The sequence below is a fragment of the Rhodococcus sp. 66b genome (assembly GCF_002076325.1).
Lineage (GTDB): Bacteria > Actinomycetota > Actinomycetes > Mycobacteriales > Mycobacteriaceae > Rhodococcus_F > Rhodococcus_F erythropolis.
The window spans coordinates 66,190-89,033 of the sequence record NZ_MUZB01000014.1; the positions used below are offsets into that span (position 1 = coordinate 66,190).

23 protein-coding genes and 1 riboswitch are annotated in these 22,844 nt (G+C 62.3%); of the genes, 7 read left to right on the top strand and 16 right to left on the bottom strand.

Annotation, left to right across the window (positions count from 1 at the left end; genetic code table 11):
• From B0E55_RS24460 to B0E55_RS24475, 4 genes are all read right to left on the bottom strand, one after another.
• Nucleotides 1-807, bottom strand: a complete 807-nt coding sequence (locus B0E55_RS24460) for an ABC transporter ATP-binding protein (protein ID WP_060939033.1) — start codon at nucleotides 805-807, stop codon at nucleotides 1-3.
• On the bottom strand, nucleotides 804-1,607 hold the full coding sequence (locus B0E55_RS24465) for an ABC transporter permease (protein WP_080910629.1): 804 nt from the start codon (nucleotides 1,605-1,607) through the stop codon (nucleotides 804-806). The genes B0E55_RS24460 and B0E55_RS24465 overlap by 4 nt, the downstream gene beginning before the upstream one ends.
• Nucleotides 1,585-2,613 (bottom strand): ABC transporter substrate-binding protein, encoded by a 1,029-nt coding sequence (locus tag B0E55_RS24470; protein WP_060939032.1) that lies wholly within the window; start codon nucleotides 2,611-2,613, stop codon nucleotides 1,585-1,587. The genes B0E55_RS24465 and B0E55_RS24470 overlap by 23 nt, the downstream gene beginning before the upstream one ends.
• Nucleotides 2,613-3,356, bottom strand: a complete 744-nt coding sequence (locus B0E55_RS24475) for a TenA family protein (protein ID WP_080910630.1) — start codon at nucleotides 3,354-3,356, stop codon at nucleotides 2,613-2,615. Before B0E55_RS24475 ends, B0E55_RS24470 begins: the two co-directional genes overlap by 1 nt.
• A riboswitch (TPP riboswitch) is annotated at nucleotides 3,344-3,439 on the bottom strand. It overlaps the preceding gene by 13 nt.
• Nucleotides 3,440-3,569: 130 nt before the next feature.
• Here B0E55_RS24475 and B0E55_RS24480 point away from each other — a divergent pair.
• Nucleotides 3,570-5,138, top strand: a complete 1,569-nt coding sequence (locus B0E55_RS24480) for a carboxylesterase/lipase family protein (protein WP_047889213.1) — start codon at nucleotides 3,570-3,572, stop codon at nucleotides 5,136-5,138.
• On the opposite strand, the gene B0E55_RS24485 is transcribed toward B0E55_RS24480, so the two are convergent.
• Nucleotides 5,131-6,405, bottom strand: a complete 1,275-nt coding sequence (locus B0E55_RS24485; RefSeq protein WP_080910631.1) for an MFS transporter — start codon at nucleotides 6,403-6,405, stop codon at nucleotides 5,131-5,133. The two genes, B0E55_RS24480 and B0E55_RS24485, sit on opposite strands and share 8 nt — an antisense overlap.
• Before the next feature lie 122 nt (nucleotides 6,406-6,527).
• Nucleotides 6,528-6,797, bottom strand: a complete 270-nt coding sequence (locus tag B0E55_RS24490; RefSeq protein ID WP_020908356.1) for a GNAT family N-acetyltransferase — start codon at nucleotides 6,795-6,797, stop codon at nucleotides 6,528-6,530.
• 575 nt (nucleotides 6,798-7,372) lie between these two features.
• Here B0E55_RS24490 and B0E55_RS24495 point away from each other — a divergent pair.
• On the top strand, nucleotides 7,373-7,699 hold the full coding sequence (locus B0E55_RS24495; RefSeq protein ID WP_003941297.1) for a hypothetical protein: 327 nt from the start codon (nucleotides 7,373-7,375) through the stop codon (nucleotides 7,697-7,699).
• Nucleotides 7,700-7,756: 57 nt separating this feature from the next.
• Here B0E55_RS24495 and B0E55_RS24500 read toward each other — a convergent pair whose 3' ends face one another.
• Both B0E55_RS24500 and B0E55_RS24505 read right to left on the bottom strand, forming a co-directional pair.
• The gene (locus tag B0E55_RS24500) at nucleotides 7,757-8,380 is read right to left on the bottom strand and encodes a Type 1 glutamine amidotransferase-like domain-containing protein (protein WP_020908354.1); all 624 of its coding nucleotides are present in this window, start codon (nucleotides 8,378-8,380) and stop codon (nucleotides 7,757-7,759) included.
• 34 nt (nucleotides 8,381-8,414) lie between these two features.
• Complete coding sequence (locus B0E55_RS24505) at nucleotides 8,415-9,233, bottom strand: maleylpyruvate isomerase family mycothiol-dependent enzyme (RefSeq protein ID WP_069147276.1); 819 nt, start codon at nucleotides 9,231-9,233, stop codon at nucleotides 8,415-8,417.
• 191 nt (nucleotides 9,234-9,424) lie between these two features.
• On the opposite strand from B0E55_RS24505, the gene B0E55_RS24510 reads away from it, so the two are divergent.
• Nucleotides 9,425-10,963, top strand: a complete 1,539-nt coding sequence (locus tag B0E55_RS24510) for an AMP-binding protein (protein WP_080910632.1) — start codon at nucleotides 9,425-9,427, stop codon at nucleotides 10,961-10,963.
• Nucleotides 10,964-11,054: 91 nt separating this feature from the next.
• On the opposite strand, the gene B0E55_RS24515 is transcribed toward B0E55_RS24510, so the two are convergent.
• The gene (locus B0E55_RS24515) at nucleotides 11,055-11,216 is read right to left on the bottom strand and encodes a DUF488 family protein, N3 subclade (RefSeq protein WP_206745220.1); all 162 of its coding nucleotides are present in this window, start codon (nucleotides 11,214-11,216) and stop codon (nucleotides 11,055-11,057) included.
• Between the two features lie 274 nt (nucleotides 11,217-11,490).
• Between B0E55_RS24515 and B0E55_RS24520 the strand changes: the two genes are divergently transcribed.
• From B0E55_RS24520 to B0E55_RS24530, 3 genes are read left to right on the top strand one after another with little or no spacing between them, the layout of a single operon-like run.
• Entirely contained in the window at nucleotides 11,491-12,600 is a 1,110-nt protein-coding gene (locus B0E55_RS24520; protein WP_031333613.1) for a Re/Si-specific NAD(P)(+) transhydrogenase subunit alpha, read from the top strand.
• Nucleotides 12,600-12,923 carry an NAD(P) transhydrogenase subunit alpha gene (locus tag B0E55_RS24525; protein WP_003941319.1) on the top strand — a complete coding sequence of 108 codons (324 nt, stop codon included), beginning with the start codon at nucleotides 12,600-12,602 and terminating at the stop codon, nucleotides 12,921-12,923. Before B0E55_RS24520 ends, B0E55_RS24525 begins: the two co-directional genes overlap by 1 nt.
• Nucleotides 12,923-14,350 (top strand): NAD(P)(+) transhydrogenase (Re/Si-specific) subunit beta, encoded by a 1,428-nt coding sequence (locus B0E55_RS24530; RefSeq protein ID WP_020970092.1) that lies wholly within the window; start codon nucleotides 12,923-12,925, stop codon nucleotides 14,348-14,350. Before B0E55_RS24525 ends, B0E55_RS24530 begins: the two co-directional genes overlap by 1 nt.
• 365 nt (nucleotides 14,351-14,715) lie before the next feature.
• Here the strand turns inward: B0E55_RS24530 and B0E55_RS24535 are convergent, their stop codons facing one another.
• From B0E55_RS24535 to B0E55_RS24555, 5 genes are read right to left on the bottom strand one after another with little or no spacing between them, the layout of a single operon-like run.
• Nucleotides 14,716-15,369: a hypothetical protein gene (locus tag B0E55_RS24535; RefSeq protein WP_020970091.1), complete on the bottom strand. Its 654-nt coding sequence runs from the start codon at nucleotides 15,367-15,369 to the stop codon at nucleotides 14,716-14,718.
• A gap of 29 nt (nucleotides 15,370-15,398) precedes the next feature.
• Nucleotides 15,399-16,604, bottom strand: coding sequence for an MFS transporter (locus B0E55_RS24540; RefSeq protein WP_080910633.1), 1,206 nt, complete (start codon nucleotides 16,602-16,604; stop codon nucleotides 15,399-15,401).
• Nucleotides 16,605-16,614: 10 nt separating this feature from the next.
• A complete protein-coding gene (locus B0E55_RS24545) occupies nucleotides 16,615-17,850 on the bottom strand; it encodes a dihydrolipoamide acetyltransferase family protein (RefSeq protein WP_020908347.1) in 1,236 nt (411 codons plus the stop codon).
• Nucleotides 17,847-18,815: an alpha-ketoacid dehydrogenase subunit beta gene (locus tag B0E55_RS24550; RefSeq protein ID WP_080910668.1), complete on the bottom strand. Its 969-nt coding sequence runs from the start codon at nucleotides 18,813-18,815 to the stop codon at nucleotides 17,847-17,849. Before B0E55_RS24550 ends, B0E55_RS24545 begins: the two co-directional genes overlap by 4 nt.
• Before the next feature lie 5 nt (nucleotides 18,816-18,820).
• On the bottom strand, nucleotides 18,821-19,909 hold the full coding sequence (locus B0E55_RS24555) for a thiamine pyrophosphate-dependent dehydrogenase E1 component subunit alpha (RefSeq protein ID WP_080910634.1): 1,089 nt from the start codon (nucleotides 19,907-19,909) through the stop codon (nucleotides 18,821-18,823).
• A gap of 221 nt (nucleotides 19,910-20,130) precedes the next feature.
• On the opposite strand from B0E55_RS24555, the gene B0E55_RS24560 reads away from it, so the two are divergent.
• A complete protein-coding gene (locus B0E55_RS24560; RefSeq protein ID WP_020908344.1) occupies nucleotides 20,131-21,159 on the top strand; it encodes a phosphotransferase family protein in 1,029 nt (342 codons plus the stop codon).
• Here B0E55_RS24560 and B0E55_RS24565 read toward each other — a convergent pair.
• Both B0E55_RS24565 and B0E55_RS24570 read right to left on the bottom strand, forming a co-directional pair.
• Nucleotides 21,156-21,605, bottom strand: coding sequence for an acyl-CoA thioesterase (locus tag B0E55_RS24565; protein WP_080910635.1), 450 nt, complete (start codon nucleotides 21,603-21,605; stop codon nucleotides 21,156-21,158). The genes B0E55_RS24560 and B0E55_RS24565 overlap by 4 nt on opposite strands.
• A complete protein-coding gene (locus B0E55_RS24570) occupies nucleotides 21,602-22,840 on the bottom strand; it encodes a benzoate/H(+) symporter BenE family transporter (protein ID WP_080910636.1) in 1,239 nt (412 codons plus the stop codon). The genes B0E55_RS24565 and B0E55_RS24570 overlap by 4 nt, the downstream gene beginning before the upstream one ends.
• Nucleotides 22,841-22,844: the final 4 nt, after the last annotated feature.

Sequence of the window (22,844 nt, forward strand, 5' to 3'; positions counted from 1 at the left end):
CTAGGGGCGTAGCGACTTGCGCGTCTCGTCGTGGAGAACGGCAAGCAGTTCGCGCTCGACGTCGGCGAACTCGGGCGTGGTGATCATGTCCAGCTCGCGTGGTCTCGGCAAGGGAACGTCGACTACGCACCTGACCGTTGCCGGACGCGCAGACAGAACGACCACGCGGTCGGACAGATAGATCGCTTCACGAATATCGTGGGTGATCATCAGCACGGTCCACCGGTACTGCTGCCACACGTCTTGCAGCCAGGCCTGCATCTCGGTGCGGGTCAACGAGTCCAGTGCGCCGAACGGCTCGTCGAGCAGCAGGACAGGTTTGCCCTGAACAACGGTGCGCAGCATCGCCGCTCGCTGGCGCATACCGCCGGACAGCTGTGACGGCCGGGCGTCCTCGAATCCGGACAGGCCGAACGCGGGGAACAACTCACGAGCGCGCTCGCGTGCTTCCTTCTTGCCGACTCCCTGCACTTCCAAACCGAGGGCCGTGTTGTCCAGTACCGAGCGCCAAGGGAACAGAAGATCCTTCTGCGGCATGTACGCGGTGTGCACCTCGGCGGCTGCTTCGGATTCAGTTGCGCGCGTGCCTACACGGACTGAACCCGAGGTCGGGGATTCGAGCCCGGCCAGGACGTTGAAGATCGTGCTCTTGCCGCAGCCGCTCGGCCCGATCACCGACACGAATTCGCCCGCGTCGGCGCGGAAGGACACCGAATCGAGTACGAGACGCGATTCTCCGGCAGTGTCGAACCTCTTGGTCAGGTCCTGAATTTCGACCATTGCCTCCTCGACCGTCGGGTCGGTCATGTCCGCGACCTTTCGTTCATCGCCCATGGTGCAACGATGCGCTCGATGACGAACGTCAGCAAGTACAGCGTGACGCTGATCAACGCGGTCACCAGTACGGCCGCCAACACCAGATCGGTGCGGAAGGAGTTCTTCTGGGTGCTCATGTAAATGCCCAAACCGGAATTAGCGCCGACGTATTCGGAGAACACCGCGCCCACGACCGCGTAGGTGATACCGATACGCAGGGCGGTGAAGAATCGCGGAATCGCCGAAGGAAGGCGGACGTATCGGAACTCCTGCCAGCGAGTGCTGCCCATACTGCGCAGGAGAGCGCCCGCTTCACGGTCGGCCGCGGCAAATCCCTCGATGAGTCCGATGGTCATGGGGAAGAACGTTGCAAGTGCGATCACCAACACCTTCGGCAGCAACCCGAAGCCGAACCAGATGATCATCAGTGGCGCAATGGCGATGATTGGCAAGGTCTGCGAGACGACAAAAAGTGGTACCAGCGCGCGTGACAACCACGGCGAAAAGTCCACGACCACAGCAAGAATCCAGGCCAACACCAGTGAAACAGTGAAGCCGACCAACGTGACCTGCAATGTCGACCAGGCGTGGCCGGAGATGATCTCGCGGTTGTCCCACCCCTGGGACAGAACGCGCCCCGGAGACGGAAGTACCTGCGGCCGAATCCCACTGATCTCGACGTAGATCTGCCACGCCGCCACGAGGAGCACCACCACGGCGAGCGCGGGAAGCGCCCGCCGCATGGCCGAGACCAGCCGTCCGCTCACGTCAGGACGCGTCGAGATACTCATTGGTGAAGTACTCCGACCAGTCCGGCTTCTGGGTCAACGGCTTCCCGTCCGGTCCGGCGAGCAATCCGTTGTCGAAGAGGAATCCCGAATAACCCGACCAGGTTTCGAGGTTCTGCGTACCGACGACGCCGTTGGCGTCTTTCATGTAGTCGGCGGCAAGCATCCGCTGACTGTCACGGACGAGGTCTTCGTCGGTGAAAGCTCCGGGGTTCGCGTCGATGAGATCCTGCGCGGCCTGGTCCGGGTTGTCGGCAGCAGTCTGATATCCGCGTTGAACGGCGTTGACGAACTTGCGTGCCTCGTCGGGATGGTCCTTCAACCACTGCTGGTTGCCGTTGATCACGATCGAATACGCATCGGGGAAGCCGTAATCGGTGTACTGGAAGTACCGCATCGGAGTTCCGTTTCGCTCCGCTTCGAGGCCTTCCCACGCAAAGTAGGAGACCGTGAAATCTGCCTGCCCCGAGTACACGGCTTCGTAAGCAGACGTTCCGAGCGTGACCGTCGTGAAGTTCCCGGTCCCGCCGTCGTTGCGGATGATCTGCTGCAGCGTTTCGACTTCGCCGGGATCGCCGAACCCGGCGTACGTCTTTCCGTCGAGATCACGCGGGCGCGTGATGTCCGCACGATCCGCCTTCACACCGATGCCGGTGGCGCGGTGCTGAAGTGGCGCGATGACGGACGTCGTGGCGGCGCCGGCCGCTCGGGCGAACGTGGCCTGACTCTGTGTGCTGATGCCGAACTCCGCGTTGCCGGCGTCGACCAGGGTGTCGGGAGAGGTGTTGTTGTACGGCAGGATCGAGACGTCCAGACCGGCGTCCTCGAAGTAGCCCTCTTGGAGTGCAACGTACAAACCGGTGTGGTTCGTGTTCGGGGTCCAGTCGAGTGCGAACCGAATGGTCCCGTCGGAAGAGCCGGTGTCAGCGGCGCATCCGGTCAGAACTGTGAATGCGGCTGCGATCGCGGCAGACGTGGCAAGTGTGCGGCGCAGCGCCGCAAACGACATCACGACGCCGGCCAAGGCTGCTGGTGGAGTGCGGAATCCCAGAACATCAACTCGTAGCGACTGGCGATGCGGAATGCTTCACTCATCGCCTCACGCTCTGTCTCGGTGGCTGCTTCGGCCGCAGCATCGATCAGTACGCGGGCCTGCGCCACCGACTCGTGGAATTCGGGTGCGTCGTACGTCGTGACCCACTGTGCGTACGGATGCGACGGATCGGCGTCGAGTACCTCGCGCGCTGAAGCGGCAAGATCGCGGCCGACCTCGGCGTAGATCCAGAAGCAGGGGAGTACTGCCGCTGCGGAGACCGGGTAAGGCGCAGTTGCCGCAGTCGCCGTCAGATACGAGACGTATCCCAGGCAGGCCTGCGAATGCTCGAGCCTTCCCGATCCCGCTGGAAGAATTCCACCGGTGAGAAGTCCGTCGTGAAGCGCAGATTCCACTGTCGCTGCCGTGGACGCGGAATTCGACCAGAAGCCCGCCGACTGCGGATCCGGGGCGTGGGCCGCGACCAGGGACAACGCTTTCGAATACCCTTCGAGATAAAGCTTGTCCTGCTCGATGTACGTGCGGAACGCGTCGAGAGGCAAGGTTCCGTCGCCGAGGCGTTTGAGGAACTCCAGTGAGTCGATCGACTCGCGGAGGACCTTCGTCTCGGCCCAGAGCCGATCGGTGAACCGATCCGTCGACGGCGCTGTGGCCACCGAGTTTTCGGCAGAATTGTATGCAGGCTGCGTAGTAGCCATGACATCCCTTCGTCAGCATTACCTGATCAGGTTCCCGGGTGTGTTCTCAGCCCCGCCCATGCGGAGCACCCCGTGTCAGAACTAGGTGACCTTAACACCGAGCCTCTGCTTCGTCGGCGCCTACCTGGCAGTTGAGTAGTCGGCGCACATCGGCCTTATGTTGGTACGTTTGGTCTTGTTTGCCACACGCGCGGGTCGGGAGGGGATTCAGACATGGAGACCGACGTTCGACCGAATCTTGGCGAGGACGGAACACTCGTGATCCGTGCCCGCGGCGGAGAAGCCCGCGGGTATCCGGATGGCGGAGTATTCGCGTGGAAGGGCATGCCATACGCAGCAGCGCCGGTGGGTGCGCGGAGGTTCCGCGCGCCGCAACCCGCTGAGCCCTGGGACGGGGTGCGCGACTGTCGTGAGTTCGGGCCGATCGCGCCGCAGGGCCAGAGCCCGGCGGTTCCGATCGACCGGGCCTTCAAAATCGACGAGGACTGCTTGTCGATCAACGTGTGGGCCCCGCGCCCCGACGGCACGCCGCGACCGGTGATGGTGTGGATTCACGGTGGCGCCTACTGCCTCGGGTCCGCCGCCCAAACGATTTACGACGGCCGTCATTTGGCTGAAACCGGTGACGTCGTTCTCGTCTCCTTCAACTATCGCGTCGGAGCCCTCGGATTCCTGGACCTGTCTGGATTCTCCACCGCGGATACCGTTTTCGAATCGAACTGTGGTCTGCGAGACCAGATTGCGGCACTCGAATGGGTTCGAGACAACATCGACGCCTTCGGGGGTGACCCGAGTGCGGTGACGGTGTTCGGTGAGTCCTCCGGCGCAGGATCCATCACGACGCTCATGACCTGTCCGAGCGCCGAAGGTCTGTTCCATCGTGCGATTGCCCAGAGTCCTCCCGCGACCTCCGTCTATGGGGCCGAGCGCGCCAAGACCGTGGCGGAGCGGTTTCTCGAACTGCTCTCGATCGACCCTGAAGACGCAGGCGATCTGCTGACCACGGATCTCGAACTGCTCGTGAAGGCAAGCGATGACCTGGTCAACGAAATTCCGACCCGGATTCCGGGAACTTTGGCGATGGCACCCGTTGTCGATCGTGATCTGGTGCCGCACTACCCGGTTGCGGCTTTCCAGAAGGGTTACGCGCACCGAATTCCACTGATCATCGGTTCCAACAAGGACGAGGCGTCGATCTTCAAGTTCATGAAGTCTCCGCTGATGCCGGTGAGCGCGCAGTCGGTCGAGGCCATGCTGCAACTGCTGGCGGATGATCACCCAGACATCTCCGCGACCAAACTTGCCGAGATCATGTCGGCTTACCCTGATCACGCGAAACCAAGTGGCGCGCTGGCACTGTCGCGGGACGCGGCGTTTCGCATGCCGACTCTGTGGATCGCCGACGCCCACTGCAGGCATTCCCCTACGTGGGTGTACCGCTTCGATCACGCGACGCCGATGCTCAAGGCCGCACGGATCGGCGCGGGCCACGCGACCGAATTACCCTATGTATTCGGCAATTTCGGAACACTGAACGTCGACCCCACGTTCTGGCTGGGTGGACGGAAGGCTGCGATGGAGGTAGCCGGCCGTATTCAACGGCGATGGTTGGCCTTCGCGCGGCATGCCGTGCCGGCAGCTCTCGACGGTTCGAAGCACTGGGCGCCGTACGAGGAAGAGAAGCGGTCGACGCTGTTGATCGACTCGGCCGACACCCTCGTCAGCGACCCCGATCACGGACTGCGCGTCGCCTGGGGAAACGACGTGATGGGGTTCAACTGACGTCGGTCGAGTGTCGCGGACGATCCAGTTCGCGAAGCACCGGCAGGGAGGCACAGACTGCGGCGATCAGGATGATCGGAATCGACAGGGCCACAAAGGTCGACGCGATTCCGAGTTGATCGAGCAGAGGGCCGACCGCGAGGTAACCCAGCGGGCCGGCGGCGTAGGCAGTCGACGTCATGACACCGACGACGCGTCCGCGCATGTGCTCCGGGCTGTGCGTCTGCATGGCGTAGTTGGCGATCGGGCCGACTGGTCCGTAGACGAGCCCCTGCAGTCCGGCGAGCACGAGGATCACCCACAGCGGAGGTAGAAGCGCCATGGCAAGCATCGCTATGCCGAGAACGGCAACGGCAAAAATCATGATCAGTCGCCGGGACATGATCGGTGCCAGCGGAGCGTAGGCGAGAGAGCCGATGATGCCGCCGATCGCCAATGCCATCAGCACCGATCCGAGTTGCGCCGGTTGATCCAACTCTGTGAAGTACACCGGGAACACGACACTCTCCACCGGCATGTAGAGCGCGACGACGGCCATGTCGATCAGCGCCAGAGTGCGCAGCAGTTTGTTGTTCCAGACGAACCGAAGACCGTCGAGTGTGCCGTGCCAGATCGATTTCGGACGATGTTCGTGTTCGGGGACTCCGGCGCCAGGAAGGTGGATGAAGGCAACCACGACGATCGAGAACACAAAACCAGCCGCCGTCACCCAGAGCGTGTTCACCGCCCCGATCGTTGCGATCAGGACACCGCCGATGCCAGGGCCGATCAGATATGCGACGTTGAAATTGGCCTCGTACACGCTGTTGGTGCGATCGAGCTTCCACTTGGCTGTCCGAGTTGCTGCAGGCAGCATGGACTCCCTCGCCGCCATTCCGGCGGGGTCGAACACCGCACCGAGCGCGGCCAACGCCGCGATCACCGGGATCGTCAAGCCCGCGGTGGCCGCGATGATCGGGATCGCCGCTACGGACATCGCCGAAAGAGCGTCGGAAATCATCGACGTTCGACGGCGTCCGAATTTGTCGACGAATGTCCCCGAGAACAGGCTCGACACGAGTAACGGAATGGCTGCTGCGCCGGCAACTATCGCCGCGTCGGTAGCCCTGCCGGTTCGTTCGAGAACAAGCCAGGGGAGTACGACGATGGCGATACCGTTGCCGATCGCCGAGAACAGCGTCGCGAGATTGACGAGGACGAGAGGGAGATAGCTGGGGGTAACTACGTCCTCGGATGCAGGTGGGCGCCGATCTGCTGAGGCGACCACGTTCTTTCCTTCCCCGAGATGGTGCCGACCAGGATTTCGAGAGTTTCGACGACGGCACCATCGACGCTAGCAGCGGGGGTTGCAGGTCCGCGAGTGATTTTTCGCGGACCGTCCTCGTTCGGTTATGCCTGGTAAACGGGGTTCTCTGCAACAAACTTCTCGACGTACGAGCACGTCGGAAGGATCTTCAATCCCTCGTTCCGGGTCTGATCGAGCGCTTCACGCACCACGATGGCGGCAAGCCCGCGCCCGCGAAACTGTGGGTACGTCACCGTGTGGTGGAAATCACGGACACCGGAATGGTCCGAGTACTCGGCAAAACCGGCCAGTTCGCCGTCGACACGGATCTCGAAGCGCGTTTCCGCGGAGTTGTGCGCCACTGTCTCGGTCATCTTCGGGCTCCGTTTCGAAAGGGCGGCCGGTTGCGGCGCGCCGCGTCTGCGTTCTGTGGAGCCACGCTACCTGGCAGGCGGTCCGCAATATCGCTTGCCGGCGTGAGTTCCGTTACTTAGCGCAACTACAACTGGACGACCGTTCAAGGGACCTTGGTCGTGTCGGATCAGGAAGAAAACTGGTCTGTACGTGCCGATTTGCCCGTACTTTTGTGCCCACATTGGGTGATACATATGCATCACGAACGTAAACATCCCAATATGTGGGACTCGTCACAAAGTTTTTTGTCATCTGTTCGGATGGATTAAGTGGAGGGCCTGAAACGGGCAAATTGCAGGTCAGCGGGGCGCGGATTGTGTGTCGGCGAAGGGTGCGAGCGCCCGGAAACCCCAGGGGTATTGCCTTGGTCATCAGATCGTTTCTCGGACGTGATCCCAAAGACCCGCTTGGGGGGTTAGCGTTTGAATCGTCGGGGATAGAAGAAGCGTTACAACTTCGCCAAAAAAACTTTGGCGCGGCTTCGCAACGGTTCGATTTCGAGTCTTCGTCGGACAACTTCGAGGAAGGAACGCACATGATTTTCGGGCAGCGTGAGTCGAACAGTTACTTTGCCGCAATTTTTTCGTACGACTTCCTTGACGAAGGTCTGGGATACGAGACCATCGCACGGATCCACCGGGGCGAGATCTGCGAGTGGATTCGCGATCTCGAGGCGTCCGGGTTGTTCTCGGCTGCGGAGGTCCATGCCGCCGAACTGGCATGGCGCGAAAATCCGCGTCTGCTCCTCGACGCCCTTCTCGAGGACGCCGACGAGGTCTCGGTCAAGCGCTGGGAGATTGCGTGGACGAGGCTAGAGCGTCAGTCGCCGGCAGCCGGAACCGCGGTGGCAGAGCACGGCTGATCCAGTCGGGCCAAGTCGACTCCCCAGTCTGCGTCAAGATCAACCGTCTGCGTCAGATCAGCGGTCGACGACTATCACCTCTTGATCAGTAAGCACGGTGAATTGCGCGCCAGCAGTGGTCAGCGCTGCGACCGTCCGCGCGGTCACCTGCGGATCTTCGAGTAACGAATCGCCGCCGTGCGGCACTATCGCGAAGTCGACCAGCGCGAGCCCGGACCAGATCGGGTCGATACCGCACGTAGGCGTGACTTCAGCGGGGTCGTCCGATGCGTCGAGCCCGATCAGAGTCGGAGTCGCCAGACACGCTCCCGCGCTGTATCCCGCATAGGCCACGAGGCCCGAACGAACCAGCATCTCGATGACCCGATCTGCGCCGCTTCGGGCTAGCTGAGCTCGCAGGACGAACGTGTTTCCGCCGCGAACCCACAGGCAGTCGAATTCGCGAAGCCGGACTTCGAGTGCTTCCGGTGCCCCCAGGAAGTCTCGGACGTCAACTTCCTCTGCCGTGAAGCCCGCGGCCCGCAATGGGGTCAATTCGCTTGTCACTGCCGAACTGCGGGCATTGACGGGCCACGAATCTGCAGCCGCGGCGATCACCGCTATGCGCGCGCCGCGGCCTACAAGATCGACAAAAGCCTCGCGGTGGTCGCCGAAACGGTAGGACGAGAGAAACAGTTTCACTTCTCAGTACCTTCGCGACCTACCCACCCAGCTCTCAAATCGTGAACGCCAGATTGTCGACGACGCGTGCGCCCACCGTGGTGTCGCCGCGAAGTGAGATGTCGGTTCGATGATCGGACGCGTGGACGCGGCCACCGGCAATCCGGGTGAAGAGCGGTGAGCTCATCGAGATGGTCGTGGTCGCCGGGCCGTCGAGCTCCGGGACGAGCGTTGCACGCGCATCGACCGAGATGTGAAGTGAACGGGCAAGTGGCCCTTCGAGTTCGAAAGTGATCCGTGCTCCCTCGGGTGCCTTTCCTCGTTTCCCGACGACAAATCCGAGCGCGCTGGTGATTTCACCGAATGCAGTCTCCGCGCGCAATCCGCCTTCCTCACCCGGAATGCCGACTGCATCTCTGATGTCGAGTTCGTGCATCCAACAGTCGAAGGTCCGAATACGCATGAACCGGCCATAGGGCGCAAGACCGACCGGTGTTTGTGTCTCGGCGTCCCAGTCGGCGCCCGTCATCGAGCGAAGTGCCTCGGTTCGGCTGGCGGTGATATCGCGGTAGTGCGCCAACAGGTCCGCGTGCGGTGTCCGCCTCAGGCCTTCGACCCAGCGCTCGTTGAATGCAGCAATCTCGTTGCGGACATGGGGCAATGCGTGGACGTCGAGGTCGATCGACGGCGGATTGATGCCCGCGAGCAGTGATTCCGTACCGATCAGGTGGGACACGATGTCATGGACCGTCCACCCCGGAAGGTTGGATGGTGCCAACCACTGGTCACCGTCGAGTTCGGCAAGCAGTGCGTCGATGACTCTCCATTCCTCGGTCAACGCGTCGACTACTGCGTCCTGGGGCCAACCACTCATGCGGACATCTCCTGTTTCGGACGGTGCGGTTCTCCTCACTGTATGTCGCGCCGGATAAGTGAGCGGGCATTCCCATGCTTCGAGTCGGTGGCGCCAAACGTCCGAGGGAGGCAGAGTTCCTGTGGTAGACCAGGATTGTCGACGCCGAAGCAGGCTCACGCGGCGTTGTCGTCACCGACAGAGGAGTCTTCGTGTTTCCAGGAAATTTTGTCCAGTCCACGCCGGACAAGCCCGCCGTCATTCGCCCGGCGACGGGTGAGTCCATCACCTATCGGGAACTCGACGAACGGTCGACGCAGTTGGCGCGATACTTCCGAAGTGTCGGTGCCAAGCCTGGGGACCACGTCGCTCTCATCTCGAACAACGATCTCCGGGCGTTCGAGGTGTACTGGGCAGCATTGAGATCAGGTCTCTACATCACTGCGGTGAACTGGCATCTCACGGCTGCGGAGACCGCCTACATCGTCGACGACTGCGAGGCGACAATTCTGGTGGCGTCGGGTCAGGCGTCGGCAGCAGTTCCGTTGGACGAGAAGCTGATTCCACGAGTGCGTCACCGATTGGTGTACGGCGGCGCCCTCGAGGGTTTCGACGACTACGAGGATGCGGTCGATGCTCAGTCCGCCGATCCACTCGACTCGCAGCCACGTGGGGCTGACATGTTGTACTCGTCCGGAACCACCGGCAGGCCGAAGGGGATCAAGGGAGACCTTCCGGAGGGCGAGGTGGACACCACCATGGATCCGTACACCGCGGTGTTCGCGCCGATGTACGGGTTCGATTCCGACACAGTCTATTTGTGCCCGGCTCCGGTCTATCACGCGGCGCCCCTGCGCTTTTGTGGCGTGATCAATTCGGTCGGCGGAACCGTGATCTTGATGGATGCATTCGAAGCCGAAACCGCGCTGGAGTTGATCGGTAAATACGCTGTGACACACAGCCAGTGGGTGCCGACGATGTTCGTTCGAATGTTGAAACTTCCGAAGGAGACCCGCGATCGTTACGACGTCTCGACGGTGAAGGTCGCCATTCACGCTGCTGCTCCCTGCCCGCCTGAAGTGAAGACGGCAATGATCGACTGGTGGGGGCCGGTGATCCACGAGTACTACGCCTCGACCGAGGGTTCGGGCGCCACCTTCATCAACAGCGAGCAGGCCTTGGCGCATCCGGGTTCCGTCGGTCGTGACGGAGTGATGGGGATCGTGCACATCTGTGACGACGCCGGGCGTGATCTTCCGGTCGGCGAGGTCGGTACCGTGTTCTGGGAGCGGGAGACTCTGCCATTCCGGTACCACAACGACCCCGAGAAAACGGCTGCCGCGCAGCATCCGGATCATCCGACGTGGACGACGAGTGGAGATATCGGCTATATCGACTCCGAGCGTTTCCTTTATCTGACCGATCGTGCGGCATTCACGATTATCTCTGGTGGCGTCAATATCTATCCGCAGGAGTCCGAGAACATCCTTACCTTGCATCCGAAAGTGTTCGACGTGGCGGTCATCGGTGTTCCCGATGAAGAAATGGGCGAACAGGTCAAGGCGGTTGTCCAACTGGTGGAGGGAGTCGAGCCGAGTGCCCATGTCGCCGAGGAATTGCTGGAATACGTTCGCAGCCAGGTTGCACATTTCAAAGCTCCGAGAAGCATCGACTTTGCCGACGAATTGCCTAGGACCGCGACAGGAAAGCTCGTAAAGCACAAGTTGCGGTCTCAATATGTGAGCAGTTGATCCTCCGGTGAAATGCTAGGACATCAGAGTAATTCTGCGAGATAGTCGGCAAGGACCTGCGCGTGGCTGTATCGCAGGTCCTTGCTTGCTGTCAGTAGAACAACGGGTCGAGAATCCGATGCCGGTGCGATGCGTACTGCAGGTTTTCGCGTTTGACGCCGCGCGGGCAGAGTCGGTCGACGAGGAGACGGACGGCGTTACATTCGGAAGCCGGTTCGTAAACTCCCTCGACGGTGATTATTCGGCGCGTCATTCTCACGCCTTTTCGTCTTTCGGCCGTTTCAAATAGTGGAATAGCCCGCCATTCGAGTGTGATCGGCGCCACAGTAGGCTTCTCAAGGTATGTCCAAACATACTGTTCGGACTCGATTCAGATGGAGAAAGTGCGTCGTCGGTTTCCCTACGCCGCGGTAACTCTGGCTACTATCAGTCACCATTCACCCAAAAGCGGGTCATCTTCCGCTCATCACATGCTGGTTGCCGCTCGTCGCAGCAGGCGAACCACCAACCGCAGAAGGTAATGGAAAATGGAAACATCGAAGAGCGCACAAGTGCGTCCGACGGTCGGCGTCCCTCGAGAATCGAGTGATGGTGAGCGTCGGGTCGCATTGGTGCCGAAAATTGTGTCCGCTTTGATCGGCAAGGGCGTCGACGTGGTCGTCGAGTCCGGGGCCGGTCTCGGGGCGTTGATTCCCGACGAGTTGTACACCGCTGCCGGCGCGAAGATCGGCGATCCGTGGACTGCTGACGTCGTGGTCAAGGTTGCGCCCCCGTCGACAGAAGAGATCGCCCGGATCAGTACCGGCGCGAAGCTCATCGGTTTCCTGAATCCGCGTAATGCGGACAACCGCATCGCCGAGTTGAAGGCCGCCGGCATCGAGGGATACGCAGTGGAGGCGATTCCTCGTATCTCCCGCGCGCAGGTGATGGACGCGTTGTCCTCGCAGGCGAACGTGTCGGGGTACAAGGCTGTTCTGTTGGCAGCATCGGAGTCGACGCGGTTCTTCCCGATGCTCACCACCGCTGCAGGCACGGTGAAGCCTGCGACCGTTCTGGTGCTCGGAGTGGGTGTGGCAGGTCTGCAGGCGCTGGCGACAGCCAAGCGCCTCGGTGGCCGCGCTACCGGGTACGACGTGCGTCCTGAGGTCGCCGACCAGGTGCGTTCGGTGGGTGCACAGTGGCTCGACCTCGGAATCGACGCGGCGGGTGAGGGTGGATACGCCCGCGAGTTGACCGACGACGAGCGAGCGAAGCAGCAGCAGGCACTCGAAGATGCGATCAAGGGCTTCGACGTTGTGATCACCACTGCTCTGGTTCCGGGTCGTCCGGCGCCGCGCCTGGTCACCGCTGCCGCGGTCGAAGGCATGAAGCCGGGCAGTGTGGTGGTCGACCTCGCGGGTGAAACCGGTGGTAACTGCGAGCTGACCGAGCCGGGTCAAACCGTCGTCAAGCACGGCGTGACCATTTGCTCTCCGCTGAATTTGCCGGCGTCCATGCCTGAGCATGCGTCCGAGTTGTACTCGAAGAACATTTCCGCGCTGATCGAACTGATGCTCGTCGACGGTGCATTGGCGCCTGATTTCTCCGACGAGGTTCTGGCCGGTGCGTGCGTCACCCGTGAAGAGAAGGGCGCCTGATGTACACATCACTGCTGGCGAACATCGCGATCCTGGTGTTGTCCGGGTTCGTCGGTTTCGCTGTGATCTCCAAAGTTCCGAACACTCTGCACACCCCGTTGATGTCCGGCACGAACGCCATCCACGGCATCGTCGTCCTGGGTGCGTTGGTCGTCCTGGGCAAGGTGCACGATCCCTCGATCGGGTTGCAGATCATCTTGTTCGTCGCGCTCGTCTTCGGAACCGTGAACGTTGTCGGTGGTTTTGTGGTCACGGACCGCATGTTGGCGATGTTCAAGGCCAAGCCGGCCGCCAAGTCTGTGTCGAAGGATGGTGACCAGTAATGGAATACCTGGTCAATGCGCTCTACATTGTCGCGTTCTCGATGTTCATCTACGGCCTCATGGGCCTTACCGGCCCGAAGACCGCAGTCCGCGGCAACCAGATCGCCGCGGTCGGCATGCTCATCGCCGTCGTTGCAACTCTGATCTCCATTCGTGATGCGGAAATGGGGAACTGGATCCTCATCGCTGCCGGCCTTGTCATCGGTGTCGTGCTCGGCGTCCCGCCGGCGCTGCGGACGAAGATGACGGCCATGCCGCAGTTGGTGGCACTGTTCAACGGTGTCGGCGGCGGCACGGTCGCGTTGATCGCGTACGCGGAATTCCTGGACTCGGACGGGTTCACCGCTTTCCAGCACGGCGAGTCGCCGACGGTGCACATCGTCATCGCTTCGCTCTTTGCCGCGGTGATCGGATCGATCTCCTTCTGGGGCAGCGTGATCGCGTTCCTGAAGCTGCAGGAAACTCTGCCTGGTCGTCCGATCGGAATCGGTAAGCTCCAGCAGCCGCTCAATGCTCTGCTGCTCATTGCCGCCGTCGCGTTCTCGGTAATCATCGGTATCAAGGCGATCTCACCGGAAGGCCCGACCAGCTCACTGTGGATCGTCGGTGTGCTCGTACTCTCGGGCATCCTCGGACTGATGGTCGTGCTGCCCATCGGCGGCGCGGACATGCCCGTCGTCATCTCGCTGCTCAACGCTCTGACCGGTTTGTCAGCTGCTGCTGCAGGTTTGGCGCTCAACAACCAGGCGATGATCGTCGCCGGCATGATCGTGGGTGCTTCGGGCACCATCTTGACCAACCTCATGGCCAAGGCCATGAACCGGTCCATCCCGGCCATCGTTGCCGGCGGCTTCGGTGGCGGCGGCGAAGCGCCGTCCTCCGACGGCGTCGTGCGCACGGCAAAGGCGACCTCGGCCGCCGACGCGGCTATCCAGATGGCCTACGCCAACCAGGTCATCGTCGTACCCGGATACGGACTTGCCGTCGCGCAGGCTCAGCACGCGGTCAAGGACATGGCGAAATTGCTCGAGTCGAAGGGCGTCGAGGTCAAGTACGCCATTCACCCGGTCGCCGGCCGTATGCCAGGTCACATGAACGTTCTTCTCGCAGAGGCGGATGTCTCGTACGACGCGATGAAGGAAATGGACGATATCAACGACGAGTTCTCTCGTACCGATGTCACCTTGGTGATCGGCGCGAACGACGTCACCAACCCGGCGGCGCGCAACGATCCGAGCTCACCGATTCACGGAATGCCGATCCTCAACGTCGACCAGTCGAAGTCGGTCATCGTGCTCAAGCGTTCGATGAACTCCGGTTTCGCCGGTATCGAGAACCCGCTCTTCTTCGCCGAGGGCACCTCGATGCTCTTCGGTGATGCCAAGAAGTCGGTCTCCGAAGTAACCGAGGAGCTCAAGGCGCTGTAGCGCTCGAGCTCGGAAGGGGCGTCCACTCGTAACCGCGAGGGGGCGCCTTTTTCGTGTCCCTGTGTCGATTCTTGTGCTGAAACGACTTCTTGAAACGACAAAGGCGCCTGTTCCGAGACGAAGCTCGGAACAGGCGCCTCTGGCGACGTTTTACGGGACCTCGGGGGTTTCGGGGTCGGAAGAGAAGCCGGAAAGTAGTTCGATCAACTTCTGGATCAGTTCGAGCGGGTTCAGATCTTCGAGGCTCACGGTAAAGACTCCTTCGCTGTGGAACTACTTGATTCGGACATTTCAGAACATACGTCATGCCCCGCCGTCGCGGGAGGGCTTAACGGCGAGAATCTCTGAATCACAAAGATTTAGGACTAAAGTCGGATGCTCCGGTGCCTTGAGAACGCGATTGCAGCCGTATCCGGGCGTAGCGCTTCACGTTTCGCGGCGATGGGCGATCGCGCCATCAAAATGGCTGCAGCACAGGCCCATACCAGAGCGATCAGAACGCCAGCTATCACTCCGAAAAGGCCGCTCATCTCGGCGGCCAGTGCGCTGGCACCGATCGCAGCAACCCCCACGAATCCGAGACCGGCGACTACCGGACGCCACTGCGGGGCAGAGATCAAGATCGCCGAGCAGTACAGCGCGGTCGCCGCTGCCACATGACCGCTGGGCAACAGGTCCTGGGGCACATCGGGGAGCCAGGAACCGAATGCCGCATTGGTGAGATTGGCGCCCATTCCGAGGAGCAGGATCGCGCCGATGCCGTATGGCAGTCCGCGGACCATCGAGACGACGGCCAGAGCAGTAGTGGCTGCGAGTACAGCGGTGACGTCGAATCGGCCTACCGTCCACTCGGCAAGTGCGCGCACCTGTTCGGGGACGCTCACCCCAGGCGAGGTGGGTCGCACGAAATACAAGACGCCCAGCGCTACGACGGCGATCGCAGCAAGGACGAGGAAGCGAGTGGTTGTGGAGGGAGCGGGGTGCTGGGTGGAGGTCGAGACGGTCACGAGTACCAGCATCCCTGTTGAGTCTGTGCCGATCGTGAGGATCAGCTGTGAGGTCTGTAGGCGGTCGGAGAATCGCGCCGAACGACACCCGCACAAGCCGCTGCGACCAGGACGCATGCAAACGGGATCAACATTGCTGTGGTGAGAGGCACAAGCGTGGTGACCCAGCCGATGGTTGCCGGACCGGCGAGGAATCCGATGTATCCCATGCCGACGACGCGAGACATGTTGGTGCCGGCCGAACCTGAGCCCAGATTTCCCGCCGTGGTGAAGATCTGCGGAATGCATCCCGACAGGCCGGCGCCGAACAGGGCCCAACCGAGCAACGTCAGTGGTAGCCAGTCCGACACCACGACGGTCAGCATTCCGATGGACGAGAGCAACGCACCGTAGCGAACCACTGCCACCGGGCCGACTGCCGCGCTGATCCGATCCGCGGTGAATCGGCCGACGGTCATCATGGCAGAGAATGCACCGAACGACAGTGCAGCAACGGCATTCGAGACACCCAGATCTTCCTTGACCTGCAGTGCGCTCCAGTCGTTTGCCACTCCCTCGGCCAGCATCAGAACAAAGGCGAGGGTTCCGAGGGCAAGTACGCGAGCCGAGAATCTGCCGTGTGTCTTTCCGGTAGTCGACGCGGTTTCGGCATGGACGTCGACGTGAGGGAGCAGGGGTCGCGAGCACAACCAGACCGCGAGCAAGCCGATTGCCGACGCGATGCTGAGCGTGACGTACGGCGGAAGATCCAGTGCGAGAGTGCCGAATCCGATGACGGACCCTAATACGCCGCCGACCGAGAACATGCCGTGAAAGGCCGCCATGATCGGGCGCCGGTACAACTGTTCGGCCTCGACAGCCTGCGAGTTCATCGACACGTCCAACGCGCCGTTCGCGAAGCCGAATACAACAAGTGCAGCGCCCAGTTGCCAGGTGTTCGTGGCAAATCCCGGGCCGAGAGTGGCGAATGCCAGCCCGCTACCCGCCAGGATGACCATGCGCCTGCTGCCGTATCGATCGGCGAGCGGACCGCTCAATTGCATACCGGCAATGGCTCCGACAGCAAGAAGGAGAAGCAGTGAGCCGAGCGTCGAGTGACTGATTCCCACACGGTGTTCGATGGACGGAATGTGGACGACCCACATCGCGAGCAGAAATCCGTTGATGCCGAAGATGCCGAAGATGCCGGCCCGGGCGCGTACCAGGGCGGAGGTGGGGACTACTCGGTCGGTGGGGTTGACGCTCACTCGTTCCTTTTTACAGGTGAGACAGCAACAGGTCCGGGTCCGCGAGCATCTGTGCGACAAATGAGAGGAATCTCGCGGCCTGCTCACCATCGAGTATCCGGTGGTCGAACGTCAACGTCAGTGTCGCGACGCTCCGCGCTTCGATCTTGCGCTCGATTACCCAGGGACGCTCGCTCACTGTGCCCAGGCAAAGGATGACGGCTTCTCCCGGATTGAGGAGCGGAATGCCCCCGTCGACGCCGAAGACTCCGACATTGGTGATCGTGACGGTGCCACCGGTCAGGTGATGGACATCGGTCACTCCCGCGCGGGCAGCGACGGTCAGTTCGGTCACCGCGCGTGCAAGTTGGACCAGGCTCAGCGTCTCGGCGCTTTTGATGTTGGGCACGGACAGTCCACGTTCGGAGGCGACGGCGATGCCGAGATTCACGTGATCGTCGATGACGGCGTCGCCGCGGGCCTCGTCCCAATGCGCGTTCACCATCGGGTGCGACGAGATCGCCGTAACCAAGGCCTTGGCCGCGAGAGTCAGCGGAGTGAGAGAAAGTCCGGTGAATGCGTCCGAGGGACGGAGCCTGCCGAGTAGTTCCATCGAAGGCGTGACATCGGCGGTGAGGAAGACGCTGGCCTGAGGGGCACGGGTACTGGCGACCATCGCCGACGCCATCTGTTTCCGCATGCCGGACGAGACCGGCTGTTTCTGCATACCGGATCCGGCCGGCCGCGGAGCTTCATTCGACGCGGCCTTCACGCGAAGCGCGTCTGCGACGTCCGCTGCCGTGACGGCACCGTCGAATCCACTTCCGGTGATTTCGCTCAGATCGATGCCGGCTTCGCGGGCCGCGCGCCGCGCCGAGGGTGTTGCGGGCCGACGCTCGGTACTCGCCGCGGTTTGCGAGTGTGGCGTAACCCGGTTCCGTCGTCGGCTCGGTCTCTCGGCCGCGGGTCCGTATCCGACAAGCACGCTCGGAGACTGTGAATCACTTGGAGACGGTGAATCTGCAGGCTCCTCGATTCGGATGATCGGAGTACCCACCGGAACGGTAGAGCCAGGTTCGACGAGGAGTTCTCTGACAACGCCGACGTAGGGCGACGGCAGTTCGACGAGAGCCTTGGCTGTCTCTACCTGGGCGAGAACTTGATTGAGTTCCACCGTGTCGCCGACGCCGACCGTCCACTCGACCAGATCGGCGGACGTCAGGCCCTCGCCGAGATCCGGCAACCGGAATTCGTGCCCTGTACTCATGCTGCCAGCGTCCGGTCGAGTGCTGCGAGGATCCGGTCGGCGTCCGGAAGGTGAAATCGCTCGAGCTTGGCGGGCGGGTAGGGGATGTCGAATCCGGTGACCCGCAGGACCGGTGACTCGAGCTGATAGAAGCAGTGTTCCGCGACGTGTGCTGCGATTTCGGCGCCGACGCCGAGAAACTTCGGCGCCTCGTGGACGACGACCAGCCGGCCTGTCTTGTTCACCGACGCCTCGATCGTGTCGAAGTCGATGGGGGAGAGTGAACGCAGATCCACGACCTCCAGATCGTGGCCTTCTTCTTCGGCGATCCGCGCGGCGTCGAGCGCGGTGGCGACCATGGATCCGTACGCAACTACTGTCGCGTCGTTCCCCGAGCGAGCGACTCGGGCACGGTGGAGCGGAAGCTCGGGCGCGGCATCGGTATTCACGTCGGCGGTATCCCAGTAGCGCCGTTTGGGTTCGAGGAATATCACCGGGTCGTCGGCCGCAATGGATTGGCGGATCATGTGAAAGCCGTCGATCGGATTGCTCGGGTACACCACCCGCAGTCCCGCGGTGTGAGCGAAGTACGCTTCCGGCGACTCCGAATGATGTTCCACCGCACCGATTCCGCCGCCACTGGGAATGCGAATCGTCAGTGGCGCAGAGGCAGCGCCTCGGGTGCGGTACTGGATCTTGGCCACCTGCGAGACGATCTGATCGAAAGCCGGGTAGACAAACCCGTCGAACTGGATCTCGCAGACAGGCCGATATCCGCGCAAGGCAAGACCGAAAGCTGTTCCCACGATCCCTGATTCGGCGAGGGGCATGTCGATCACCCGAGTATCGCCGAAGTCCTTCTGCAGGGCGTCGGTAACCCGGAATACACCGCCGAGACGGCCCACGTCCTCTCCCATGATGACAACGCGACGATCGTCTTCGAGTGCGCGTCGCAGGCCGGTGTTGAGCGCTGTCACCAGATTCATGACGGTCACGACGAAGCCCCTTCCATGCTGCGGAGATACGCGCGATGCTCTTCGCGTTCAACGTCGATCAGTGGGTGTGCCTCGGCGTAGACGTGATCGAAGAGCGCTGACGGGGGTGGATCGGCGAGCGCGATGGTTGCGCGTCGCAGTCCAGCTGCGACGCCGTCGGCCGCCGCCGCGATGGTGCTGAGTTCGTTTTCTCCGAGAAGATCGCGACGGCCGAGGAACAGACGCATTCGCTCGAGGGGATCGCGGCTTCTCCACTCCGACATGTCCGTATCGGCGCGGTACCTGCTCGGATCGTCGGACGTCGTGTGCGGGCCCATTCGGCAGGTGATCGCCTCGATGAACGTCGGGCCGCTGCCTTCGCGTGCGCGATTGAGCGCCGAGCGCGTGACTGCGAGAACGGCGAGGACGTCGTTGCCGTCGACGCGGATCGCGGGGATGCCGTAACCGATCGCCCGATGTGAGATGGGCGTGCGTGACTGGAGGGATACCGGTTCACTGATGGCCCACTGGTTGTTCTGGCAGAAGAAGACAACGCCGACACGGAAACTGGCGGCAAATCCCATCGCCTCGGCGATGTCGCCCTGACTTGTGGCGCCGTCGCCGAAGTACGCGATCGTTGCGATCTCGGCGCCGTCCAGGTGTGCGCCGAGTGCGTACCCGGTGGCGTGCAGCCCTTGGGAGCCGACGACGATCGCCGGATTGGTGACGTTGAATTGTTCTGGATCCCAACCGGAATGGGAGATTCCTCGCCACATGGTGGTCAGCAATTCGGGGGGAACTCCCCGGCAGTACGCGACGGCATGTTCGCGGTAGCTGGTGAACGCGAAGTCGTCTGGGGCGAGCGCTCTCGCGGAACCGACCTGGGCGGCTTCTTGGCCCAGCATCGGAGCCCACAAACCTATTTCGCCTTGACGCTGCAGGGCAACAGCTTCGGTGTCGATTCGGCGACTCACGACGAGATCGCGATGCAACGACAGCAGTTCGTCAGGCCCGATGTCTGTTATCAGACGGTCGAATTCGGGACGGCACACTCGTGCGCCGTTCGGTTGGATGAGTTGGACCGGATAATCGAGGTTGTCGATCATCTTCGCTCACCTCGGTTTCTTCTCATGCCCGGCGCGCCTCGTGAGTACGCCGCACAATCCCGATGTGTTGTATGCAGTTGTCGCTCTACCATCAGGATCCCCCTGATTGGGAAATCCGCAAGTATTTTCACTGCCGTATCAGGACCGGAACTGCGAACTGGCGAGTAACAAACGTGTCGGTACGGCCAACCGATCGGAATTCAACCGCTAGCATCGGTGCGGTGACTGCAGTCGGTTTGAACGAAGAAGCTGTTTCCGCGTGGATCGCCGAACTGGGGGTCGGCGCCACGACACCACTGACTTTCGAGAGGATCGGTAACGGGCAATCGAACCTGACCTACTCCGTGACGGATGCGGGCGGAGGACGGTGGGTCCTGCGCAGACCTCCACTCGGCACGTTGTTGGCGTCCGCGCACGACGTCGTTCGCGAGCACCGCATCCTGTCCTCGCTCCAGGGAACCAAAGTGCCGGTTCCGAAGATCCTCGGCATCACGGAAGATCCGGAGATCACGGACGCTCCGCTGGTCCTCATGAGCTACATCGACGGCGTTGTGATCGACGGCGTTCCAGTGGCTCAGAAGTTGACCGAGGACGAGCGTCGCGCGGTTGGATTGGCGATGCCGAAAACCCTCGCAAGCATCCACGGGGTTGACCTGGAAGAGACCGGCCTCGACGATCTGGCCAGCCGCAAGCCCTTTGCCGAGCGTCAGCTCAAACGGTGGTCGGCGCAGTGGGAGAAGTCGAAGACCCGCGATGTTCCTGACGTCGACAGGTTGGCCGAGATTCTGCACCGAAACATTCCGGAACAGAACGAAGTGACCTTGGTCCACGGCGACTTCCACCTCAACAACGTCATCACCGACCCGGTCGAGGGGCGCATCGTTGCCGTCGTCGACTGGGAGCTGTGCACGTTGGGGGAGCCGCTCGCGGATCTCGGTGCGCTACTCGCGTACTGGCCGGAAGCCGGTGACAAAGTTGCCGGTCCGTTCATGGCGTCCACGCTGGAAGGCTTCCCGAACCGCGACGAGCTGGTCGCTGCCTACGTCGAGGCGACTGGCCGCGACGTGTCAGCGGTCGGATATTGGCACGTACTCGCTCTGTGGAAGCTCTCGATCATCGCCGAGGGCGTGCTGCGACGCATTCTCGACGATCCGCGGAACAAAGCCGAGCACGGCGGCCCGACGGTCGCGCTGATCGACGGAATCGTTGCACGCGCCGTCTTGACGGCAGATCAGCTCGGTCTGAGCTAGATTTCGGTCAAGGTCCCGGCTGCTGATCTGATCGCAGCCGGGATCTCCACCGGCTTACGGGTGTCGGCATCGACGTAGACGTGCACGAAGCGCCCAGTCGCGGCAGGTTCCCAATGGCCGCTTTCGACCTCGTGGAATATCGCCAGCGCGTAGACGATGCTCTTGGTGCCCAGCTTCTCGACGGAGATACCCACCTGCAACTGCTCGGGGAACGACAGTTCGCTCAGGTACCGGCACGACGTCTCGGCGACGACGCCGATGGCAGGCAGATTGCGGATGTCGGTTCCAGTGGAAGACATCAGCCAGGCGTTGACCGCGGTGTCGAAGTACGAGTAGTAGGTCACGTTGTTGACGTGGCCGTAGTGATCGTTGTCGTCCCACCGCGTCGGGACGGGCCAGAGAACGGGAAACTCGCTGATCGACGGGGGCGTCTGCGCTGTGCTCACGGCTTCGACTGTAGTGAGGACTTTCGCGAGAGTGAGGGCAGGGTAGTGCCGTGTAGGACTGCACGCACAATCAGCCCCACTAACAGCGCCCAGAATGCCGAACCGATTCCCAGGATACTGACCCCGGATGCGGCGATCAGAAACGTGACCACGGCGCCTTCACGTTCACTCGCCTCGCTCAGCGCCGACGTGAGGGCGCCGGCAAGCGTTGCCAGGAGCGCCAGTCCGGCAACAGTTTCCACGACTCCGGCCGGTGCGGCGGCTACCAGAGCGGCCACCGCGGCCGCGCCGGCAGCGAGAACGAGATACGCCCAGCCTGCGGTGAAGGCAGCGATCCATCGACGTTTGGGATCCGGATGTGCGGTGGGGGCGGCGGCCAGGGCCGCGCTGATCGCCGCGAGGTTGATCGCATGGCCACCGGCCGGTGCGCCGACGATGGTGCCGATACCCGTCACGATCATCGACGGCCGCCAGGGAACGGTGTAGCCGAACGAATTCATCACGGCCACACCGGGAATGTTCTGCGAAGCCATCGTGACGATGTAGAGGGGAATCGCAATGCCGATCATTGCCTGCCAGGTCCACGACGGCGCGGTGAGATCGATGCGGGGAATCATGGCGCCGGCGTCGAGCACTCGATCCGACGTGACGAGGCTGATCCCGATCACGACCGCTGCTGTGAGAAACGCGAGCGGAACCGCCCATCGCTTGGAGAAGCGCTGCGCGGCAAGCCAAACCAGGATGACGGGCGCGACCGCTGCCGGTGCGTCCCGGACGGCGATGATCGGCGCCAGGCACAACGGCATCAGAACCCCGGCGAGCATCGCTTGCGCGAGGGGCGTCGGGATTGCCGAGATGATCCTTCCGAGCGTCGGCCACAGTCCGGTCAGCACGATCGCGATTCCGACGACGATGAATGCTCCGACCGCGGCCGGCCACCCACCCTCGACCGCTCCGGCGCCGGCGAGGAGGGCGGCACCGGGTGTCGACCAGGCCAGGGTGATCGGCATCCGATACCGGCGTGAGAGCCAGAGCATTCCCAACGCTTGGGTCACACACAGAACCAGCAGTCCGGACGCCGCCTCGGTCGCGTCTGCACCGACAGCCGCGAGGCCGGTGAGCACCACCGCGAACGAACTGGTGAAGCCGACGAGGGCCGTGACGATGCCTGCGCTCATCGGTTGCGAGTTGCTGCGAACGGCTTCCGGTTCGGTGGTATCTGTGGAGTCCGACATGGTC

Coding starts and splice junctions, on each gene's coding strand:
- B0E55_RS24460 (WP_060939033.1), bottom strand. CDS start 807: ATGACCGACCCGACGGTCGAGGAGGCAATGGTCGAAATTCAGGACCTG.
- B0E55_RS24465 (WP_080910629.1), bottom strand. CDS start 1,607: ATGAGTATCTCGACGCGTCCTGACGTGAGCGGACGGCTGGTCTCGGCC.
- B0E55_RS24470 (WP_060939032.1), bottom strand. CDS start 2,613: ATGTCGTTTGCGGCGCTGCGCCGCACACTTGCCACGTCTGCCGCGATC.
- B0E55_RS24475 (WP_080910630.1), bottom strand. CDS start 3,356: ATGGCTACTACGCAGCCTGCATACAATTCTGCCGAAAACTCGGTGGCC.
- B0E55_RS24480 (WP_047889213.1), top strand. CDS start 3,570: ATGGAGACCGACGTTCGACCGAATCTTGGCGAGGACGGAACACTCGTG.
- B0E55_RS24490 (WP_020908356.1), bottom strand. CDS start 6,797: ATGACCGAGACAGTGGCGCACAACTCCGCGGAAACGCGCTTCGAGATC.
- B0E55_RS24495 (WP_003941297.1), top strand. CDS start 7,373: ATGATTTTCGGGCAGCGTGAGTCGAACAGTTACTTTGCCGCAATTTTT.
- B0E55_RS24505 (WP_069147276.1), bottom strand. CDS start 9,233: ATGAGTGGTTGGCCCCAGGACGCAGTAGTCGACGCGTTGACCGAGGAA.
- B0E55_RS24515 (WP_206745220.1), bottom strand. CDS start 11,216: ATGACGCGCCGAATAATCACCGTCGAGGGAGTTTACGAACCGGCTTCC.
- B0E55_RS24520 (WP_031333613.1), top strand. CDS start 11,491: ATGGAAACATCGAAGAGCGCACAAGTGCGTCCGACGGTCGGCGTCCCT.
- B0E55_RS24525 (WP_003941319.1), top strand. CDS start 12,600: ATGTACACATCACTGCTGGCGAACATCGCGATCCTGGTGTTGTCCGGG.
- B0E55_RS24530 (WP_020970092.1), top strand. CDS start 12,923: ATGGAATACCTGGTCAATGCGCTCTACATTGTCGCGTTCTCGATGTTC.
- B0E55_RS24535 (WP_020970091.1), bottom strand. CDS start 15,369: ATGCTGGTACTCGTGACCGTCTCGACCTCCACCCAGCACCCCGCTCCC.
- B0E55_RS24545 (WP_020908347.1), bottom strand. CDS start 17,850: ATGAGTACAGGGCACGAATTCCGGTTGCCGGATCTCGGCGAGGGCCTG.
- B0E55_RS24550 (WP_080910668.1), bottom strand. CDS start 18,815: ATGAATCTGGTGACAGCGCTCAACACCGGCCTGCGACGCGCACTCGAA.
- B0E55_RS24555 (WP_080910634.1), bottom strand. CDS start 19,909: ATGATCGACAACCTCGATTATCCGGTCCAACTCATCCAACCGAACGGC.
- B0E55_RS24570 (WP_080910636.1), bottom strand. CDS start 22,840: ATGTCGGACTCCACAGATACCACCGAACCGGAAGCCGTTCGCAGCAAC.